The following is a 19,028-nucleotide window of genomic DNA, read 5'->3' as shown; positions in this document are numbered from 1 at the left end:
AAGACATTTCAATTTGAAATGTCCGATTGTTCTGGTAATGTCACTGCTAACTGCAGCTTTTGTAAGACTTGCTTCAAAATATCACGAGGCATTTCTTCAATATACTGCCATTTTCGGGCAATGAAATCGAAAGACTTGAGCTGCTCGGTATAGACCGTCCCTGAAATTTTCGTACGATCGTCTAACGCCACATGGAGTGGGTATTCGGGGCCGTCATAACTGCCATGCGAAATCGGGACAATCCAGACAAAGTGTGATGTTTGCATCAAAATATCATTACTAACAACAACGGCTGGTCGCCGTTTGACAATTTCATGCCCGGCTGCCGGCGAAAAATTAATGTAAATGATTTGCCCTTGTTTGGGGTAAGTCCGTTCACTCATTAATCTTCCTCCTCGTTTTCCTGCCACTCATCTTCGCTGGGTTGATAAATGCCTTCCCAGTTTTCAAATAATTCTGCCAAGCGAACTGCTTGTGCCACAGCCGTTTCATCAACTGGCTGTAAAACAATGGTTCCACTTGGTCGTTGGGATACTTCAAGGAGTTCCCCTGGTTCAGTTACGAGCGATTTCGGTAACCGGACGTACTGACCATGTTGGTCTGTTTCAATTCGCTTTAGCATTGCGACCTCCTTATACCAAAAAGACCGCCGATTGGCGATCTGAGGCATTAATCATTTAATAGGTACTTTGCATCAAATTCAGGATCTTGACTCGTTAGAATCTTAGGACCATCCTTAGTCACAACCAAGGTATGCTCATATTGACATGACCATGAACCATCAGCCGTTTCAACGGTCCAACCATCATCGGCACGAGGTGGCTTAACTTCCCATGAACCCATGTTAATCATTGGTTCAATCGTAAGCGTCATCCCTTCCTTCAAACGGGTACCATGTCCGGCAACCCCATAATGTGGCACGGCTGGATCTTCATGCATAGTTGGTTGGATACCATGCCCGATATAATCACGTACGTTACCATAACCGGTTGTATCAATGTAACTTTGAATGGCATTTCCAATATCACCAATCCGGTTACCCACTTGAGCTTGGTCAATTCCAAGGTAGAGTGCCTTGTGTGTCACTTCCATCAAGTTTTGCACTTCGGGCGTTACATCACCAATCGCATAGGCCCAGGCAGAATCTGAATAATAACCATCCAAATCAACCACTGTATCAACCTTCACGAGGTCACCATTCTTCAAGATGCGTTTCTTGCTTGGTACGGCATGGGCCACTTCATTGTTGACTGCCACACAGGTTGCATATTTGTATCCTTCAAAGCCTAATTCGGCTGGACGACCACCACGGTCTTCAATAAATTTACGACAAAAATCTTCGATATCCATCGTTGAAAGTCCAGCTTTGATATATCCACGAAGGGCAATGTGCATGTCAGCTAATAACTTACCTGAACGCGCCATCCCATCGATTTCACGTTGTGATTTAATTGTAATCATTTTGTTTTCTCCAAACTATTTCAATCTCTACTATAGTTATAACATAAATTAGACCAAATTACTGTATTCGCCTTGCCCTCATGCAATGTCTTTCCCCTTAATAGTCTGCTATAATCAGGAATATTATATTTTTATTGCTTACACTTGTTTAGGCAACCTCGATTACTAGGAGTCTTATATGGAACGAAAATTATCGGCACGCCAGGTCCAAATGATTGCTTTGGGTGGGACCATCGGTGTCGGCCTATTTATGGGGTCAACTTCGACAATCAAATGGACTGGGCCTTCAGTGCTAATTGCTTATATTGTTGCGGGTGCCTTTTTATACTTAATCATGCGTGCGCTCGGTGAAATGCTTTATGTTGATCCTGATACAGGTTCATTTGCCAAGTATGCTACAGAATACATTCATCCCGTTTGGGGTTACCTGACGGCTTGGAGTAATATTTTTCAATACGTTGTTGTTGGTGTCAGTGAAATGATTGCAATCGGTGGCTACATGCAGTTCTGGTGGCCCCACTTGCCGGGCTGGCTACCAGGAATTATTGCGGTCATCTTCTTGTGTTTAGCGAACGTCGCATCCGTGAAAATGTTTGGCGAGCTTGAGTTCTGGTTCGCCTTAATTAAGGTATTAACCATCGTCCTCTTTATTATTTTGGGGCTAGGCGTAATCTTATTCGGTTTCGGTAATCACGGCCACCCCATCGGATTCTCAAATCTATGGAAGTATGGTTTCTTTACCGGAGGGATCACCGGATTTATCTTTGCCCTTTCTATCGTGCTCACATCATATCAAGGAATTGAGTTAATTGGTGTGACCGCGGGTGAGGCTGAAGATCCCCAACATACGCTCGTTAAGGCCATTCACTCAACGCTGTATCGGATTCTAATCTTCTACGTGGGGGCGATTTTCGTCATCTTGTGTATCTATCCATGGAATCAGTTAAGTAGCGTTGGCTCACCCTTTGTGCAGACATTTGCCAAAATCGGGATTACATCAGCCGCTTATAAAAAGTTGAATCGACATGGTGTCCCAGCCTACTCCGTTGTTGCCATTTCATTGGGGATTTTGATTGGCGTCATCTTAAACGCCGTCGCACCCCTGTTCTTCAAAAACTCAGGTAATGCCTTTGTCATCGTGTATAGTTCAAGTACCTTACCGGGGATGATCCCTTGGTTCGTGATTCTGGTGAGTCAGCTCCGTTTTCGTAAAGCGCATCCCGAATTACTCAAAAACCATCCGTTCAAGATGCCTTGGTCACCTTGGTCAAATTATATAACGATTATTTTCCTAGCGATAACACTCGCTTTCATGTTCTTTAATCCTGAAACGCGAGTCTCATTATCAGTTGGATTAGTATTCCTAGCCATCATGGCTGGTGTTTACTTCACGAAGTTTTCTAAAAAACAATCCTAAACAAAAGCTGAGCAAGTTGCCTAGGCAACCTACTCAGCTTTTTTTAGCACGGTTAATGTTCGCTTGTTTCATCTGGGCTAAAACTCAAAATATCACCCGGTTGGCAATCCAATATTTCAGCGACACTCGCAATATCATTTTGGCAAAAGATATGAATGTGTGAAAAACCATGTTGTTGTAAATCTTCAATTTGCAGATGTGTTAATGCGGTTCCTGTCGCTCTAAAGTCATTCCTTGCTTCTGCTGCAAGCCATGTTTTAACTTCTGGACTCGGTGTTACATGCGTTAATCGAATCATGCTTTCAACGCGCTCACGTTGTAGATATGGCATCACCCCAATGATTAAGGGCATCGACACTTGAGCAGCCTCAAGTGCTTGTTCAAATCGATAGAGCTGGTGATTGTCCATTACCACCTGTGTCATCAGGGCCCTGGCACCCGCTAACTGCTTTCGTGCCACTGTTTGAACGGTTTGATTGACATTGGCATCATCAGGATGACCTTCTGGATAAGCTGCCCCAAACACTTCCAAATCCGTAGTCGCTTTTATGAAACGAATCAGGTCATCTCCATGTTCAAAGGCATTTGGATACCCATCACCACGCACGGCTAAGACCGTCGTAATGTTCATGTTTACAAGTTGTTGTAACATAGTTTCGACTTGAGCCAGGGTTTGATGACTCCCAGTAATGTGCGGCACAATTGGGATGCCCACAGCAGCTTGTAGCAATTGGATAAACCGTAATACAGGTGTCGCTTCTTCGAGACTGCCACCGGCACCAAGTGTAATGGCAATAAATTCAATGTGATCAGCGGGTAGTTTTTGAATTTGCTTAATCAAGTTTTGTTGTTCAGCCACTGTGGTTGGTGTTGATATTTCAAGTGAATAGTTCATTGCTTCTCTCCAATAAAAAAACTATGAATTCATCGAATCCATAGTCATTTGATATGTTTATTTTGGTGTAACAACACCGTTCTTGTCAACATGGTACTCGTTCAAGACACCATCACCTTGACCATTTTCAGCTGCCTTCTTATCACGAATCATAACATCGTAACCTGATCCAGATTCTGATGCAGATGTTCCAACTTGAAGACCATTCAAGTCGATTCCATTTTGTTGTGCGTAATCAACTACCGCTTGAGAAGCATTTCCTTGTGCATCCTTTTCAAAAGGTACAGCTGGTTGTGCTGTGGCTTGGCTTGAAGCAGTTGTGCTAGCCGGTGCTGCTGTTTGGGTTGCCACATCTGGTTCAGTTTGCTTTTGGCTAACCGCTACAGTTGATTGCGCTGTGACTTGGCTAGCTTGAGTTGCATCGTTAGCAACTTGCGTCGTTGTAGATTGTGCTGTTTCAGACGTTACCGCTTGGGCTGGTGTTGCAACTTTAGCTGCTGGCTTAGCAATAGCCTCCTTTGGGGCACTGTGCTTTGTCGCAGGACGTGCGGAGCTAGAAGATTGTGCCATAGTGTCTTTGTGACTTGAATTTGCTCCGATGACAGCAACACTACCAACAACAACTAGGAATGCCACAGCAAGACTTACGATTACTTTGAACTTCTTTGACATAACTTCTAACCCCGTTTTCTTTTTTTGTTTGGTTTATCTCTTATCTATGTGTCAATTATATTACGTAAATGCAACAATTATTTTCTAATGTGTCGTTAGTTTAACAATATTTAATATTTACGACACACAACGCTGTTCTAACCTGCAAACAAAAACGTGTACACCATGTTTGATGTACACGTTTTTGTTATAGTCGACGTTGACCTGTATATTCAATTGATGGGAATAGATAAACAAATCGTTGTAATTGCTTTTGCGTCAAGCCCATTTCAATTATGGGCACAAAAGTATTCATACTATTTACAGCTTCATGACTCATTTCAGCAGCACCAACTAAAACACGGTCCTGATTGAAAATCAACGTTAAGTAAGCTTCCGTTTCATTTCCAACTTGTCGGAACCAGTCACTTTGGTAGTCAACTTCTGTGATTTCATACTTTTCAGGATTAGCCTGGGCTTCCGCCACTGAAACACCCACTTGAGCGATACGTGGTGACGTAAAGACAACCGTTGAAATAGCTGGATAATCAATTGGATCCGTTGATTCACCTGAGAATTGTGAGGCAAGATATCGTGAATCAAACGCAGCCACTGGTGTCGTCTTTGGCAAAGCATGGTCGACCACATCCCCAGCTGCATAAATGTTCGCCACATTTGTTTGTAAATGATCATTAACCGGAATACCGTGTTCATTGCTTGTCACTCCGGCGGCTTCAAGATTCAAATAATCATGATTTGGCTGACGTCCAGTTGCATCAATAATGTAATCCGTTTCAATCATCAAATCATTTTTACCCTTAACTTGGACCCCGTCCAAAGTTTCCTCAACGGATTCAATGGTTTGATTTGGAATAAAGCGAACACCACGGCGCTTCAAGTCAGCAACGACGCGATTTACATATTTTTGGGGGAATGCACGTAAATATTTGTCTGAACGGGTAATGATATCAACCTTTGCACCAGCCGCATTCGCAATTGTTGCAAATTCTAAAGCGATATAACCCCCACCGAAAATCGTGACGTGTTCTGGCATTTCAGCAATTGATAAGAAATCAGTTGAGTCATGTACAAATTCTGCCCCGGGAATATCCAAGCGATGTGGCCGTTGACCAGTTGCAATCACAATTTTATCAGCAGTCACTGTTTGTCCATTAATTGATACCGTGTGGGCATCGACAAAGTCAGCGTGCCCTTGCAGTACCGTAATTCCTTCTTTTGTTAAACGCACTTCATTGTGATGAGATTGAGGATCAATCAATTCATGCTTGTGTGCCATCAAATCTGACCAATTAATAAAAATTGAACCCTCTACACCACGATCTTGCATGGCTTCGACTTGACGTGATAATTCAACGGGGTGGTCTAATACAATTTTGGCATTACACCCATAGTTTGAGCAAACTCCGCCAAATAAGGCCTCTTCCGCAACTGCTAACTTCAATCCTTGTTTAGCCAATGGAACGGCGCCATTCCAAGTTGCCTGACCACTTCCGATATACAAAACATCATAATCATATGCCATTTAATTTATCCTTCACTTTCTATTATTAACGTACTTTAAGTTTAACAAACGCTTCTTAAATCAAGGTTAGCATAAAAAAAAGACTAACCACAGTTAGTCTTTTTTTCGTCTTATTGCACGCGAGGTGTTTCTGACTTATCAGCGTCAGCTGACTTTGTGTCCTTAGACTTGTCATCATCAGACTTCTTAGTAGCGTTAGTTACCTTATCTTGTAGTGATTGGCTATCAGCTTCGTATTGCGCCTTTGACTTGATATCAATGACTTCAACGTTGAATTCAACCAAATCCAAACCAGTCATTTCCTTCAAGTTCTTAGCAACCAATTCCTTCATTTCGTTATAGATGGCACGAACATCTTTACCATATTCAACGACAATTTGCATGTCAGCAGCAACTTGCTTTTGACCAACTTCAGTGTTGATTCCAGCAGTTGTCTTGTCAGTGTTAACAAGCTTGTCTGCAATGTTTGAGAAGAATCCACCATCAACATTGAGTAAACCGTCAACCTTATCCAATGAAATCCCGATAATCTTTTGGATAACCTTATCATCAAAAGTCAACTTTCCTGAAACTTCGTTTGTCTTTGCTGGTGTGTTTGTCTTTGTGTCTGTCATATTTTTATCCTCCAGATAAATCGTGTCTACTTAGAATTTTTACTAAAGAAACCAGAATCTTGTAGGTATAACCCACCACCGATTCCAACTCCTGTCAAAATAACAACCAATAGGGTCTTCCAGAAACCAAATTCAAGGAAAAGTACTGCCAAAATTAATCCAGCAACACCACCAAGAATTGGCCACTTATATTCTGTCCAAACATCTTTTAATGTATCCATTGTGTAGCTCCTCTTATATTACTCTAGATTTCTTAGATCCATCTACGGCAACATCTGATTTCTTACGTTTCTTACTTGTAGCAAGATTGACACGTACGGTCTTCTTTTGTTTCAAACCAATCAAATTAGTCAAATCTTGTGTTAATTGATCTGCCCAAAGTTGTTCGATTTCTGAAACGTTTGAAGCTGAATTATTCAACTCACCCCGTACATTAACCTTGATCTTCTTACGACGAATATTGATCTTAATCTTTGGATTGTCTACAAACGTTTGTCCTTCCAAACTAGCCGTTACAAATCCCAAAAGGGCTTTGCGACTAATTCGTAATTGACTGTTTTTGTCTTTAAATACATATGCATCTACTTGACGTGGATAGAACAATACAATAACAAAGCCTAGAACTGAAATAACTCCGAGCACAACTGCACCCCAGAAGCTAAATAGTCGCCAATACTCATTTGTCATAATGAAGCGATGAATTTCTTCATACGTCTTACCATTAAAATTAAAGTTTGCTGGTGCAACCTTATAGTACGTAAAAATCAATGTGCCAAAGAGCAACATCAAGATTAGGTAAAACAATAAATAGCCTAACTTCTTACTTCTTTTCACAACATCACCTCCTGCACATCATGATACAGGAATTTAGAATTCATTTCAATTCTAATCAACGTCTAATATAGAATTATTTCAAAATGCCATTTGTTTTCAAATATTCCTTAGCTACCGTTTTTGCTGACTTATGTTGAATGGCTACTTGATAATTCATTTCTATCATATCCGCCTCAGAAATTTTACCGTGTAATTTATTCAAACGATGGCGAATTTCTGGGTGAGCCCGCAACACTTCAGGTCGTACTAACGGCGCCCCTTGATATGGCGGAAAAAAGTGTTTGTCATCTTTTAGCACAACTAATTTTTGTGCTTTAACTTGCGGATCGGTCGTATACGCATCAACCACTTGCACTTGGTGATTTTTTAGCGCTTCATACCGCAGACTTGGTTGGACACTCTTAACATTTTTAAACTGAATCTGATATGCCTTTTGAATACCTGGGTACCCATCTGCTTGATTGTAAAAGTCACTTTCAAATGCCGCTGAAAGCTGCGGACTAACCCGTGCCAAATCCGAAACCGTCTTGAGTTGATAACGTTGCGCAGTGCTTTGATCCACCGCTAAAGCATAACTATTTTCATAGGCCATTGGTTGTAAATAGTCTAATCGGTCTTTTTGCTTTAAGACATGCTGCGCTTGATGGTACACCTGCTCTGGCTGATGGCTAACTAATTTTTGCGGATGAATATTTTGTAACACGGTTCCCGTAAATTCTGGATAGATATCAATTTGCTGATTTTTAATCGCACGATAGAGAAACGTCGTGTTTCCAAAATTTGGTTTCAATTCAATCTTTAAATGCGCATTATCAGCCTCAATCAAATCCTTATACATATTCATCAAAATTTCAGGCTCACTCCCTAATTTTCCGGCAATGATAATTTTTTGATTTTGTTGGGTTTGATAAAAGTGATAACCCCCATATCCCAAACCACCAATACAAAGGACAGCAGTCAAGCCGAGCAAGCGTTGCATTGATAGATGGCTCAATAGTTGTAACCCAATCGAAAAGACGACCGCCAACAATGCTGATAATCCAGCCCCAATCAGAAGTTCAGGATTATCGTTGTTTTGGATACCTTGCATAATGAACGTTCCTAATCCTCCACCACCAATTAAAGCGGCTAAGGTAGCAGTTCCAATCACCATCACTGTCGCAATGCGTAAACCAGTAAAAATAAGTGGTAACGCTAACGGCAATCTAATTTTCCATAACTTGTACCAACTCGTCAGTCCAAATGCCTCAGCAGCTTCTAGCAATTCTGAATCGATTTGTGTTAATCCGGCATATGTGTTTTGAAAAATTGGCATTAACGCATACAAGACGAGAGCAATCACGGCTGGCACAGTTCCAATTCCAACAATTGGAATCAACAAACCTAAAATCGCTAAACTCGGGATCGTCTGAATCACACCCGTTACTTGTAACATCCCCTCACCGAGTTTGCGATGGTTCATAAGTAAGATTGCTACAGGAATTGCTATACATGCCGCAATGACAACCGAAATAAAGGATATCCAAATATGGGTACCCAATGCACTTACAATTGCCTGACTATTGGACTGCATCATGTGTATTATTTTTTGCATATGCGGTCCTCTTTCTATTGTTGTGCCATGTAGCGCAAATAATCATGCTGGGTAACAACCATGTGATCATTACCTTGAACTAATTGTTCGGACTGATTTAAAAATGCCTGCGCTAATTCAGCTAAGGTTGATTCAGGTTTAATGGTTGGTAAATTGCTGGTATCATCTTTTAACTGATAAAAGCCAAGGGCAATTAAATCACTGACCGTTGGTGCCTGCTGCGTTTTAAACATTGCGGCTACTTGTGCATTTTTTGGATGTAGCACGATATCGGTTGGTGTATCAACTTGCTCCAACAAACCATGTTGCATCACACCAATCCGTGTCCCTAATTGCAAGGCCTCATCCATGTCATGCGTGACAAAAATAATCGTCGTACGCAATTTTTCATGTAACTTTGCCACCAGTTGTTGCAATTGCTGACGTGAGATTGGATCCAGTGCACTAAAAGGTTCATCCATTAAAATGACCTCTGGCTCAGCCGCTAAGGCCCGGACAATCCCAACACGTTGCTGTTCACCCCCTGATAGTTCATGAGGCATACGCTGTGCATATTTATTGGGATCAAGTCCCACTTCACTTAACAACTGCTCAATTTTGGGACGTGCAGCTTTCGTCTTAATCCCTTGTGCGTTTAGGGTCACGGCCGCATTTTCAAGCACCGACATATTCGGGAATAAAGCACTCGTTTGCAATACATACCCGACATGATGCCGATACGGTTTCAAAGGCAGTGCCGCGATATCTCGACCTTGAAATATGATTCGTCCTTGAGATGGTGTGAGCAGGCGATTAATCATTTTCAAGGTTGTCGTTTTTCCACTACCACTTGCGCCGACTAGCACAAAGAACTCACCCTTTTGAATTGTGAGTGATACATTTTGAACCGCTTTTTCTTGATCGTAAATCTTTGACACGTGGTCAAATTGAATCAAGGGCTGCGTCTGTGCCGCTTCATGCTCCATGTGCCTCACCTATTTTTTCTATAAATTCTGGGTACATTATAACTGATATTGACATTTTTGCCAAAGTTGTACATTGACACCGTGTCATAATACTGACAGAATACACATTAATGACACAGTGTCATATAGATAAGAATCAAACTACTTCATCCACAAAGGAGATTTTATATGTTTTTAGCTTGGCATGAAATGAGACACGAAAAAGGACGTTATGGCCTAATTATCGCCGTCATTGGCTTAATTTCTTTTTTAATTTTCATCATTAGTGCCCTCGCCCTTGGTTTGGCACATCAAAATACTGCGTCAATTGATAGCTGGCACACGAAAAGCGTGCTCATGACTAAAGATGCAAATGGTAATTTGGCGCAATCAGTCATGACTGCACCAGAATTAAGGCAACAAAAACGAAATCAGCAATCCGCTGTTGTCGGAATTACACCAACCAATATCAATCGGCAAGGTGCCTCAAATCATGATGGCATCCAGTTTGTTGGTCTAAACACGAATGAATATATTTATCAAAATATGCCCATTTCAAAGGGCCACCGGCCACAGCGCGCAAATGAGGTAATCATCTCAGATAAATTAAGTCACTATCACTTGAATGACAAAATTAAAATTGGGCTTGATGATAACACCTACACCATCAGCGGGATTACTCCTGACGCACTATACAACATGGCGCCGGTTGTTTATGGTCAACTCACCAACTGGAACCACATTAAAGGTGTAAACCAGAATTTCAAGGCGAGTGGCATTGTTTCAAAAGCGACAACTCCAATCAAAACAAACAATGCCCAGCTTCAATTATTTAATCATGATCAATTCCTCAAAGAACTACCTGGATATTCTGCCCAAAATACGACTTTTATTTTTATGATTGTCTTTCTGATCATCATCGCTTTAGTCGTTGTAACCATTTTCCTTTATATTCTGACACTTCAAAAACGTCCTAATTTTGCAGTGCTTCGGGCACAAGGCATTCCCAATCGTTACCTTTTACGCAATACATTTAGTGAAACCCTGCTCTTGATGCTTTTCGCCGTCATTTTAGGTTGCGGATTAACAACGCTTACGGCAACCATTATTCCTAGTGGTGTTCCGATGTACTTTGATATTCCACTCATGTTTGGCGTCGCTACAGGTATTTTAGTAACTGGGCTACTTGGTTCATGTATCCCAATGTTGGTCATTTCTAAAATTGACCCTGTCACCGTTATTGGAGGATAAAAAATGACAACACTCGTTCTAAATCATATTGATAAAAATTTTGGATCTGGCCAAAATCAGATGCTAGCCTTAAAAGATGTCTCCTTTAAGACCGAGCCCGGTGAATTAACCCTCATTATTGGACCATCTGGATCTGGTAAAAGTACCTTACTAACCATTTTAGGTGGGCTTCAGACACCTTCATCGGGTGAGATGATTATGAATAACCAAAATATTGAACATCTAACACGTCGTGACCGCGAAAAGTTTCGTTTAAACGAGATCGGCTTTATCTTACAATCATATAATTTGGTTCCCTATCTCACTGTGGCTGAACAATTTAAACTTGTTGACCATGTCAAAAAGCAACATAACTTAGCTCCATCAACATTTGCCCAATTACTGACGCAACTTGGCTTACAAAACCTTCTATCACAATATCCAAACGAACTTTCTGGTGGTCAAGCGCAACGCGTTGCCATTGCGCGCGCATTGTATGCTAATCCGAGCATTATCTTAGCCGATGAGCCGACCGCAGCTCTTGATAGCGATCGGGTCATACAAGTCGGACAATTATTCCAAGACATTGCGCATCAGCAACACAAAGCTGTCGTTGCCGTCACACACGACATACGACTTAAAGCATATGCTGATCACATTTTTGAATTAGTTGATGGTCAATTGAGCCAATTACAATAATAACGCGTAGCCTTGCCACATTTATTTTTCACATAATTCCAAATCTATTGTTGACACTATGTCAGGACTGATGCAAACTTTAGTTAACGACTATTTTGTCATAGCAATTGAACAAGGAGCGTGTCTTATGGTTTCACAAACATTTGAAAAGTTAAAAGCAGAAAAAAAGGATCGCCTCAAGCGTGTTTTAATCGATGAATTTTCAAATTATACGCTAGATCAAGCCCAAGTTGCCCGAATCGTCAAAAAAGCGGGCATTTCGCGTGGTTCTTTCTACACTTACTTCTCGAACCTGTATGATGCCTATCACTGGACGCTTTCTGAAATCCTCCAAAATGTGCACCATGTGCAGAATACCGACCCACTCGAGGGTACGATTGCTTTCATTGAAAACTTACCACATAATCCCTACTATGATTTCTTAGATAAGTATTTTCAAATCAATGAAACACTTCTTCGTACCCATGCTCCGGAACTTTCACCACGCCAAGCTATCCCAACTTTAGCGCCAACTGCGACAGATCAAACGGTACGGAATTGGCTAGCCATGATTAGTACCCATTCTTTGATTCAAGAACGTTTTGCCTTCCCAGACCATGCCGATGATATTTTGCAATCCCTTCGTCAATTAAGCGTTTGGATTCATGACCAAGAAGCCTAGTCTTTGTTTGGTAATGACACTTTTAAAAAAAAGAAAAACACCCGTGTTCATGCTGAACACGGGTGTTTTCGTTTAATTTTAATTATCTGAATCGTCAGTTACGACGTCCTTGTTTAAGGCTACGGCTTCATCGAAGTACCGTCCCTTGAATGATGTGCGAACACCCCAAACGTAGAACAACAATGAACCAATAATCACCACAACGAAGTCCCATGGATAATGGAACCAGTTCAAACCATTGAATTCTTTAGAACCAAGGAATGAAATAATTGAGATGAAGACCAAGTACACCAGCAACCAACGACTACTGCGGAAGGCATTCTTGGTGTTTGGGAAGCCCAAACGCTTTTCATAGAAGAAATAGAATGGCAATCCAAGTGCAATCACGACAATAACTTGAAGCGTTGTTGGGAACATGGCCCAGTAAGTCGCCAATGATGCCAACACAAAGGCTAACGGTGCCATAACTGGCATCAACTTCCCCTTAAATGGACGCTTCAAGTCTGGCGCAATCTTACGCAAACTCATAACTGAAACAGGTCCAGTTAAGTAGGCAATCAACGTTGACGTTGAAATCACGCTGGCCAAAGCTGTCCATGATGGGAAAACAATCACTAACAACATACTTAGGATAGCGTTCACGACCATTGCGACACGAGGTGTACCATAATGGCTGTCCAACTTACCTAAGAACTTTGGCATATGGTTGTTAGAAACCATGGCTGCCAAAGTACGGCTAGCAGTAGCCGCAAATGAAACCCCTGTTCCAAATGGTGAGATGAAGGCATCCATATAAAGCAACACGGACAACCAATACAAGCCCAGCATCATCGCTAAGTCAGCAAATGGTGATTGGAAGTTGATTCCGTGCCAACCATACTTTGCAATAACCGAGGGATCAATTGACGTAATGTATGTGCTTTGCAAAAGCAAATAGATTACAGTTGCAATTCCCAATGAAATTGCGATTCCTAAACCAATATTACGTTCAGGCTTTTTGATTTCACTTCCCATATTAATAACCGTTTGGAAGGCATTAAATGAGAAAATGATTCCGGCAACTGTTGTCGCCGCAAAGATTGGTGCTGTCCCATACGGCATAAACTGATGCAATGAGTGACCATAGTTACCGGGATGGAAGGCACTCAACGTGAACATCACGATAACCAATGTTGGAATTCCAATCTTGAAGATTGAAATAAAACTGGTGAAACGTGTCAACAAATTTACTGACCAGTAGTTCAATAAGGTAAACACGAGGATAAAGAATCCAACCGCAACATACCCAGTCAATGATAACTTACCAGCTGAGAAAAAGCTGTGTGTCCACGTTGCCCAGCTCCAAGGCCATGAGCTCATATATTGCACGGCCGCAATTGATTCAATTGGAATCAACGCAATCAATGACACCCAGTTCGCCCATGCTGCGACGAATCCAAGTAATGAACCATGGGTAATCTGAGCATACTTACTCATCCCCCCGGATTGCGGGAACATTGTTCCCAATTCAACATAATTATAGGCGATGGTACCGATAACAACGGCTCCAATCACCCATGAAATAATCGCAGCTGGTCCGGCAACCTTGGTTGCTTCCCAAGAACCGAATAGCCAACCAGATCCAATCAAAGCGCCAAGACTAAGCATGACGATCTGAAAGAGACCCATTTTTTTCTTTTCCATGACGAAATAAAACTCCCTTCGATTTGTATCGAAATGACATGCTTAAAATAAGCATTCGTATTTTTGTTATCCGTATAGCTATCTATTTTAACAAAAACACATAACCAATTCAAATTTAAGCACTAAAATAAAATATTATTCAAATTCAATTCATTTTCATAAGTATACGTTTAGTATTTCTACAAACTCGTTTTAACCCCCGTTTAATTTTCGTGAATAACATTCCAAAAAATTGCAATCGTCCGCATAAGCATAGCCATTAGCCGTCACACGAACATTGTGATTTAGATGGACATGATGTCATTTTTTCATATTATGAGTTTGTTATCATTTTGTAATGGTTTTGCTGTCTTAGATAAACGAAATAAAATTGACACTTCATCATTTCATTTGCCAAATAGATGTCTAAATCCCGTCAAATGGGCAAAAAAAAGCATACCATGCACCATGGTATGCTTTCAAAATGCTCTTTTTTATGACAATTCATCATCTTCATCTTCATGCAAAGCAATGTCACGCATTGGTTCTGGAACATCATAGAGTCCTAAACGACCTGGCACCAAATGCTTATAAAAGTTTTGCTTAGCCAATGAGAAATATGGGTACACATAAAATAACGCAATTCCCAAGGTCACAATGACTAACAGTGCCCACAAAATAAAGCTTAGTTGCAAAATAAACAAGTCTGCTTTATGTCCATCCATGAGTTCACGACTTTGGGTAATCGCTTCATTAAAGCCAACCGGTTGCCCAGCATCAACAGAATCCTTATAGATATTTAGCGCTTGCGAATATGAATAAGACTTGACGATTCCCGGAATAATGAATAAAAGCGTCCATAAAGTCGTATAAATTGACATGAGCAATGAAATGATTAGGACACCCCAAATATACTTTGGTTTCAAAGATTCCGTTTGTTGCGTAATTGGATTACCCGTTGGCTCATCTGCCCGAAGACCATCCAAAGACACATAATCCGCACTAATTGTGACAAAGAAATTTACAATTGAAATCAATGCTAAGGCGAAAGCTACCCATTTCGTTGGATTATCGGTCGCAACACTGAGCAAAATATAGGTCAAAACTGAGATCAAAAACAACTTAAAATTATAACCGTAATTTTGATTTAAATACTGCCGTGCTTCTTGTTTAATCATCACGCGTTCATTCGGCATAACTGACATTCCTCCTTCGTTTGTATGGCACTGATGGCCATGATCAAATTTTCGTGTATCGTAAAACTAACGTAAATAAGGCGCTGTAATCGTATCGTCGGAATCCACCATTTGTTCCGGTGTTCCCGTAAACATGAGTTGACCACCGTTAATACCACCCTCAGGCCCCATTTCAATTAACCAATCTGCTGCCTTCATGACATCAGGATGGTGGTCCATGATGAACAAGGTACTTCCCTCATCAACCATGTGCTTAAACAAATTGATAATATGGCTAATGTCTGCGAGGTGTAATCCATCGGTTGGTTCATCTAAAATGTAAATGGCTGGATCTTGATGAAGATAGCGCGCCAACTTCAAACGTTGTAGCTCGCCGCCAGATAAGGTTGAAAGGCTTTGGTTCAAATGTAAATAACCCAGACCAACATCAACTAATGCCCTTAGTTCACCAGCAAATGGTTGGTCGGCAAAAAAGGCCGCCCCTTCATCAATTGTCATCGCAAGCACATCAATAATTGACTTACCATCGTACTTGTAGTCAGCCATTTCGGGCTTGTAACGTGTGCCATGACAAACATCACATTCCATTGTGACATCATCCATGAACGCCATCTCCGTCTTAATCACACCTTTACCATGACAAGCTGGACATGCCCCATCCGCATTATAACTGAATTCAGATGCATTTAAGCCGGTTGCTTTGGCAAACAACTTACGAATTTTATCAAAAATATTCAAATAAGTGAGTGGCGTTGAACGTAGATTAATGCCAATAGTTTTCTGCGAAATACTAATAATTTCTTGTGAGGTTTCTTGTTCTTGCAATTGTTGGTAAATTGCTTGAGATAACGTGCTTTTTCCTGAACCAGCGACGCCACAAATGACAGTCATAATGCCCATTGGCACCTGCAAACTCAAATCATGGACGTTATTATTGGTCACATGTTCAATCGGTATCCAAGCAGTGGCTGACTTTGGCTTTGTATTTAATGGATACTTTTGTTTAATCAGACGGCTAGTTAAGGTATCTGCCTGCTTGAATTCCGCTTGAGTTCCAGCAAATACCAGTTCGCCACCCGCTGATCCAGATCCGGGACCAATTTCAACCACATAGTCTGCTGAATTAATGATAATAGGATTGTGTTCGACCACGATCACCGTGTTCCCTTTATCCCGTAAACTCACCAATGCCGCTTTAAAACGCGTCACATCTTTAGGATGTAAACCTGCACTGGGTTCGTCTAAGATATACATCATATCTGTTAATTCACTATTCATGTACTTTGAAATCTTTACACGTTGAGCTTCCCCACCAGACAATGTCCCCGTGTTTCGACTTAACGTCAGATAGCCTAATCCTAAATCAACAAGCGCTTGGACACGATCTTTAATCGCATGACACATGTCATTTGCAACCGGATCGTTGATATCATCTAAGAATGATTCAATGATGGTATCAACAGGCATGTCCACAACATCACCAATGTTTAATCCATTGATTTTACATGAGAGCACTCGCTCATTAACGCGAGTACCATGGCAGACGGGACATGTTTGAACAGTTACAAAACGGTCCACGTCTTTTTGGTGTCTTTTACCTTCGTCCTTATGTAAAATACTACGTTGCATCCGCGGAACAACCCCTTCATACAAAGCCGTTTTTGGCCATTCTTTGGGTGGGTTATCTAACTTTGTTTGTGGTTGATATAGCAACTCATACAATTCGTCATCTGAATAATCCTTGATGGGTTTATCTAAGTCGAATAATCCACTGTAGGCATAGCGCTTCCAGCGCCAGCCATGCCGGAATGTTGGAAAATCAATGGCATCCTCATTCAAGGACTTATTAAAATCAATCAATTTATGCACATCGATATCAGTAACTGTTCCTAAGCCATCACATTCAGGACACTTACCTTCCGGATTGTTAAATGAAAACGTATCTGAATAACCGACAAACGGCTTTCCAACACGAGAAAAGAGCAAACGCAAATACGTATAGATGTCAGTGTACGTCCCCACTGTTGAACGGGCATTTGAAGATAACTTCTTTTGGTCCACTACGATAGCAACCGGCAAGTTTTCAATTTTCTGTACAGCTGGTCGGTCATATTTTGGTAAGTATTGTTGAACAAACGTCGCAAACGTATCATTCAGTTGCCGGCGTGAAGCAGCAGCCAACGTATCAAATACTAATGATGATTTTCCAGATCCTGATAGTCCCGTAACTACTACGAATTCATGTTTGGGAATATCAACTGAAATATCCTTTAAATTATTTTGGACAGCGTGTTCAATTTTAATCCATTCAGTCATAGGCGCTTGCGCTCCTTCTTTTTTATTGGTTATTGCCATTTTATCATGTTCAATTTAAAGCCGTTTTATAACGCCACGGTGGACTTTTTCATCCACGAATTCCCCTCATTCGAATATATCATGAACCTAACGATAAAGAAAATAAAAAAGCCTCAGTAAGTATCTCAACAAAGAGATATATACTGAAGCTTTTATCTTTCTACCTATTTGATTGTTACGAAATTATATTTAAGCCATGTAGATGCTGCACCAATATCAAGCTTCACGGAACTTCCTGATGGATTACGTACCATATACATGCTATTCAAAATAAAGACGGCGCTTAGCTGTCTTCCTATATTTATTCCGGAACTACTTCGTCATCGTACCCTAACTACTTTAAAGTAAGTTATTTTTATGAATTATTGGTAGCGCCAACCGGCTGGTCTATAGCCGCGAACTTTGAAAACACGTCCAGAACCAAAGTTTGGCGCACCTCGACCAATCATTTGACCAACAACTATGCGAGCGATTAAAACAGACCCAGCTCCCCCCCGTCATTGATCCGACGATTCCAACTCCAGTACCGATGGCAAAACTACGGATTAAGTTTAAAGTTCTTTTCGATAAGTAAACATCTACGTTACCCTTTCCTTTATGTCTAACCACTCTATTTACGCCTGCCCTTGCGAGCGAAGGTCCGATAGGTTGCATTGCTAATGGTGCTTTATGATATGCAGCACGATAGGCTTCTGCAACTTGAGCATCAGTTGTAATCCGTGTAACATCGCCATTTGATGTCACGGTTTCAGTTCCCATTTGGCTGAGTAATGTTAGAAATTTTGATCTTGTTGACTAGTTGTACTTTGAGTAGATACAGGGGCGCTATTAACTGAAATTACAGTGGGATTGGCTAAAACGGATCCTGCTGATAACAAAGTTGTACTTTCCAATGTGATTGCGAGAACTTCAACTTTCATTGATATCTCCTCATTGTTTCAATTATTTTTCTGTACGAATATAGTCATTAATTTGGAATTAAAAATGGAATTATTGTATAAATAAATGCTAAAAACGAAGCTTTTCCTTTACTCATGTTTTTTTCATTCATCAAACGATTTTTAGTTGGCATGTAATAAGCTTTGTAGTTTACAAACCAAACTATGCCTATCACAAAAATAACAAATGCAATAATCCAAAAGATATTAATGTGTCTTAGCATAACTGAGGATCCTCATTTTTTTCAAATCAACAAAACCGGTAATGATCATCTATGATGATACTACAACAAACTCCACTGTCAATTAACATAAAATAAGTAAATCAATTGCC

19 protein-coding genes are annotated in these 19,028 nt (G+C 40.8%); 4 read left to right on the top strand and 15 right to left on the bottom strand.

Annotated elements, in window-relative coordinates:
* Nucleotides 1–8: 8 nt before the first annotated feature.
* The 3 genes from D3P96_RS06470 to map are packed head-to-tail and all read right to left on the bottom strand — an operon-like array spanning nt 9 to nt 1,461.
* On the bottom strand, nt 9–383 hold the full coding sequence (locus D3P96_RS06470) for a type II toxin-antitoxin system PemK/MazF family toxin (protein WP_124943562.1): 375 nt from the start codon (nt 381–383) through the stop codon (nt 9–11).
* Nucleotides 383–622, bottom strand: coding sequence for a hypothetical protein (locus tag D3P96_RS06465; RefSeq protein ID WP_124943561.1), 240 nt, complete (start codon nt 620–622; stop codon nt 383–385). Before D3P96_RS06465 ends, D3P96_RS06470 begins: the two co-directional genes overlap by 1 nt.
* 47 nt (nt 623–669) lie before the next feature.
* Nucleotides 670–1,461: a type I methionyl aminopeptidase gene (map, locus tag D3P96_RS06460; protein WP_124943560.1), complete on the bottom strand. Its 792-nt coding sequence runs from the start codon at nt 1,459–1,461 to the stop codon at nt 670–672.
* A 178-nt stretch (nt 1,462–1,639) separates the two neighbouring features.
* Here map and D3P96_RS06455 point away from each other — a divergent pair, with 178 nt between their 5' ends.
* Nucleotides 1,640–2,878: an amino acid permease gene (locus D3P96_RS06455; RefSeq protein WP_124943559.1), complete on the top strand. Its 1,239-nt coding sequence runs from the start codon at nt 1,640–1,642 to the stop codon at nt 2,876–2,878.
* Between the two features lie 52 nt (nt 2,879–2,930).
* On the opposite strand, the gene D3P96_RS06450 is transcribed toward D3P96_RS06455, so the two are convergent.
* From D3P96_RS06450 to D3P96_RS06415, 8 genes are all read right to left on the bottom strand, one after another.
* Complete coding sequence (locus D3P96_RS06450; protein WP_124943558.1) at nt 2,931–3,773, bottom strand: methylenetetrahydrofolate reductase; 843 nt, start codon at nt 3,771–3,773, stop codon at nt 2,931–2,933.
* 57 nt (nt 3,774–3,830) lie between these two features.
* Nucleotides 3,831–4,445 (bottom strand): hypothetical protein, encoded by a 615-nt coding sequence (locus D3P96_RS06445; protein ID WP_124943557.1) that lies wholly within the window; start codon nt 4,443–4,445, stop codon nt 3,831–3,833.
* A 187-nt stretch (nt 4,446–4,632) separates the two neighbouring features.
* Nucleotides 4,633–5,967 (bottom strand): dihydrolipoyl dehydrogenase family protein, encoded by a 1,335-nt coding sequence (locus D3P96_RS06440; RefSeq protein WP_124943556.1) that lies wholly within the window; start codon nt 5,965–5,967, stop codon nt 4,633–4,635.
* Between the two features lie 110 nt (nt 5,968–6,077).
* The gene (locus tag D3P96_RS06435; RefSeq protein ID WP_124943555.1) at nt 6,078–6,581 is read right to left on the bottom strand and encodes an Asp23/Gls24 family envelope stress response protein; all 504 of its coding nucleotides are present in this window, start codon (nt 6,579–6,581) and stop codon (nt 6,078–6,080) included.
* Nucleotides 6,582–6,607: 26 nt separating this feature from the next.
* A complete protein-coding gene (locus tag D3P96_RS06430; protein ID WP_124943554.1) occupies nt 6,608–6,802 on the bottom strand; it encodes a DUF2273 domain-containing protein in 195 nt (64 codons plus the stop codon).
* A gap of 13 nt (nt 6,803–6,815) precedes the next feature.
* Nucleotides 6,816–7,415, bottom strand: coding sequence for an alkaline shock response membrane anchor protein AmaP (gene amaP, locus D3P96_RS06425; RefSeq protein WP_124943553.1), 600 nt, complete (start codon nt 7,413–7,415; stop codon nt 6,816–6,818).
* A gap of 73 nt (nt 7,416–7,488) precedes the next feature.
* On the bottom strand, nt 7,489–9,009 hold the full coding sequence (locus D3P96_RS06420; protein WP_124943552.1) for an ABC transporter permease/substrate-binding protein: 1,521 nt from the start codon (nt 9,007–9,009) through the stop codon (nt 7,489–7,491).
* A 14-nt stretch (nt 9,010–9,023) separates the two neighbouring features.
* On the bottom strand, nt 9,024–9,974 hold the full coding sequence (locus D3P96_RS06415; RefSeq protein WP_244919080.1) for an ATP-binding cassette domain-containing protein: 951 nt from the start codon (nt 9,972–9,974) through the stop codon (nt 9,024–9,026).
* Nucleotides 9,975–10,163: 189 nt separating this feature from the next.
* Between D3P96_RS06415 and D3P96_RS06410 the strand changes: the two genes are divergently transcribed.
* The 3 genes from D3P96_RS06410 (at nt 10,164) to D3P96_RS06400 (ending at nt 12,543) form a co-directional block, all read left to right on the top strand.
* On the top strand, nt 10,164–11,204 hold the full coding sequence (locus tag D3P96_RS06410) for an ABC transporter permease (protein ID WP_244919079.1): 1,041 nt from the start codon (nt 10,164–10,166) through the stop codon (nt 11,202–11,204).
* Nucleotides 11,205–11,207: 3 nt separating this feature from the next.
* Entirely contained in the window at nt 11,208–11,882 is a 675-nt protein-coding gene (locus tag D3P96_RS06405; protein WP_124943550.1) for an ABC transporter ATP-binding protein, read from the top strand.
* 127 nt (nt 11,883–12,009) lie between these two features.
* Nucleotides 12,010–12,543, top strand: coding sequence for a TetR/AcrR family transcriptional regulator (locus D3P96_RS06400; protein WP_185696111.1), 534 nt, complete (start codon nt 12,010–12,012; stop codon nt 12,541–12,543).
* A gap of 78 nt (nt 12,544–12,621) precedes the next feature.
* Here D3P96_RS06400 and D3P96_RS06395 read toward each other — a convergent pair whose 3' ends face one another.
* From D3P96_RS06395 to D3P96_RS08380, 4 genes are all read right to left on the bottom strand, one after another.
* Nucleotides 12,622–14,226: an APC family permease gene (locus tag D3P96_RS06395; protein ID WP_124943548.1), complete on the bottom strand. Its 1,605-nt coding sequence runs from the start codon at nt 14,224–14,226 to the stop codon at nt 12,622–12,624.
* A 473-nt stretch (nt 14,227–14,699) separates the two neighbouring features.
* Nucleotides 14,700–15,410 carry a DUF975 family protein gene (locus tag D3P96_RS06390; RefSeq protein ID WP_124943547.1) on the bottom strand — a complete coding sequence of 237 codons (711 nt, stop codon included), beginning with the start codon at nt 15,408–15,410 and terminating at the stop codon, nt 14,700–14,702.
* 57 nt (nt 15,411–15,467) lie between these two features.
* Nucleotides 15,468–17,717, bottom strand: a complete 2,250-nt coding sequence (locus D3P96_RS06385) for an ATP-binding cassette domain-containing protein (protein ID WP_124943546.1) — start codon at nt 17,715–17,717, stop codon at nt 15,468–15,470.
* Nucleotides 17,718–18,529: 812 nt separating this feature from the next.
* Nucleotides 18,530–18,676: a hypothetical protein gene (locus D3P96_RS08380; protein ID WP_185696110.1), complete on the bottom strand. Its 147-nt coding sequence runs from the start codon at nt 18,674–18,676 to the stop codon at nt 18,530–18,532.
* Between the last annotated feature and the right edge of the window lie 352 nt (nt 18,677–19,028).

It is taken from the genome of Weissella viridescens, assembly GCF_003862435.1.
Classification (GTDB): Bacteria; Bacillota; Bacilli; order Lactobacillales; family Lactobacillaceae; genus Weissella; species Weissella viridescens_A.
Note: the sequence above shows the minus strand (reverse complement) of the source record. Positions and strands in the feature narration are given on the sequence as shown.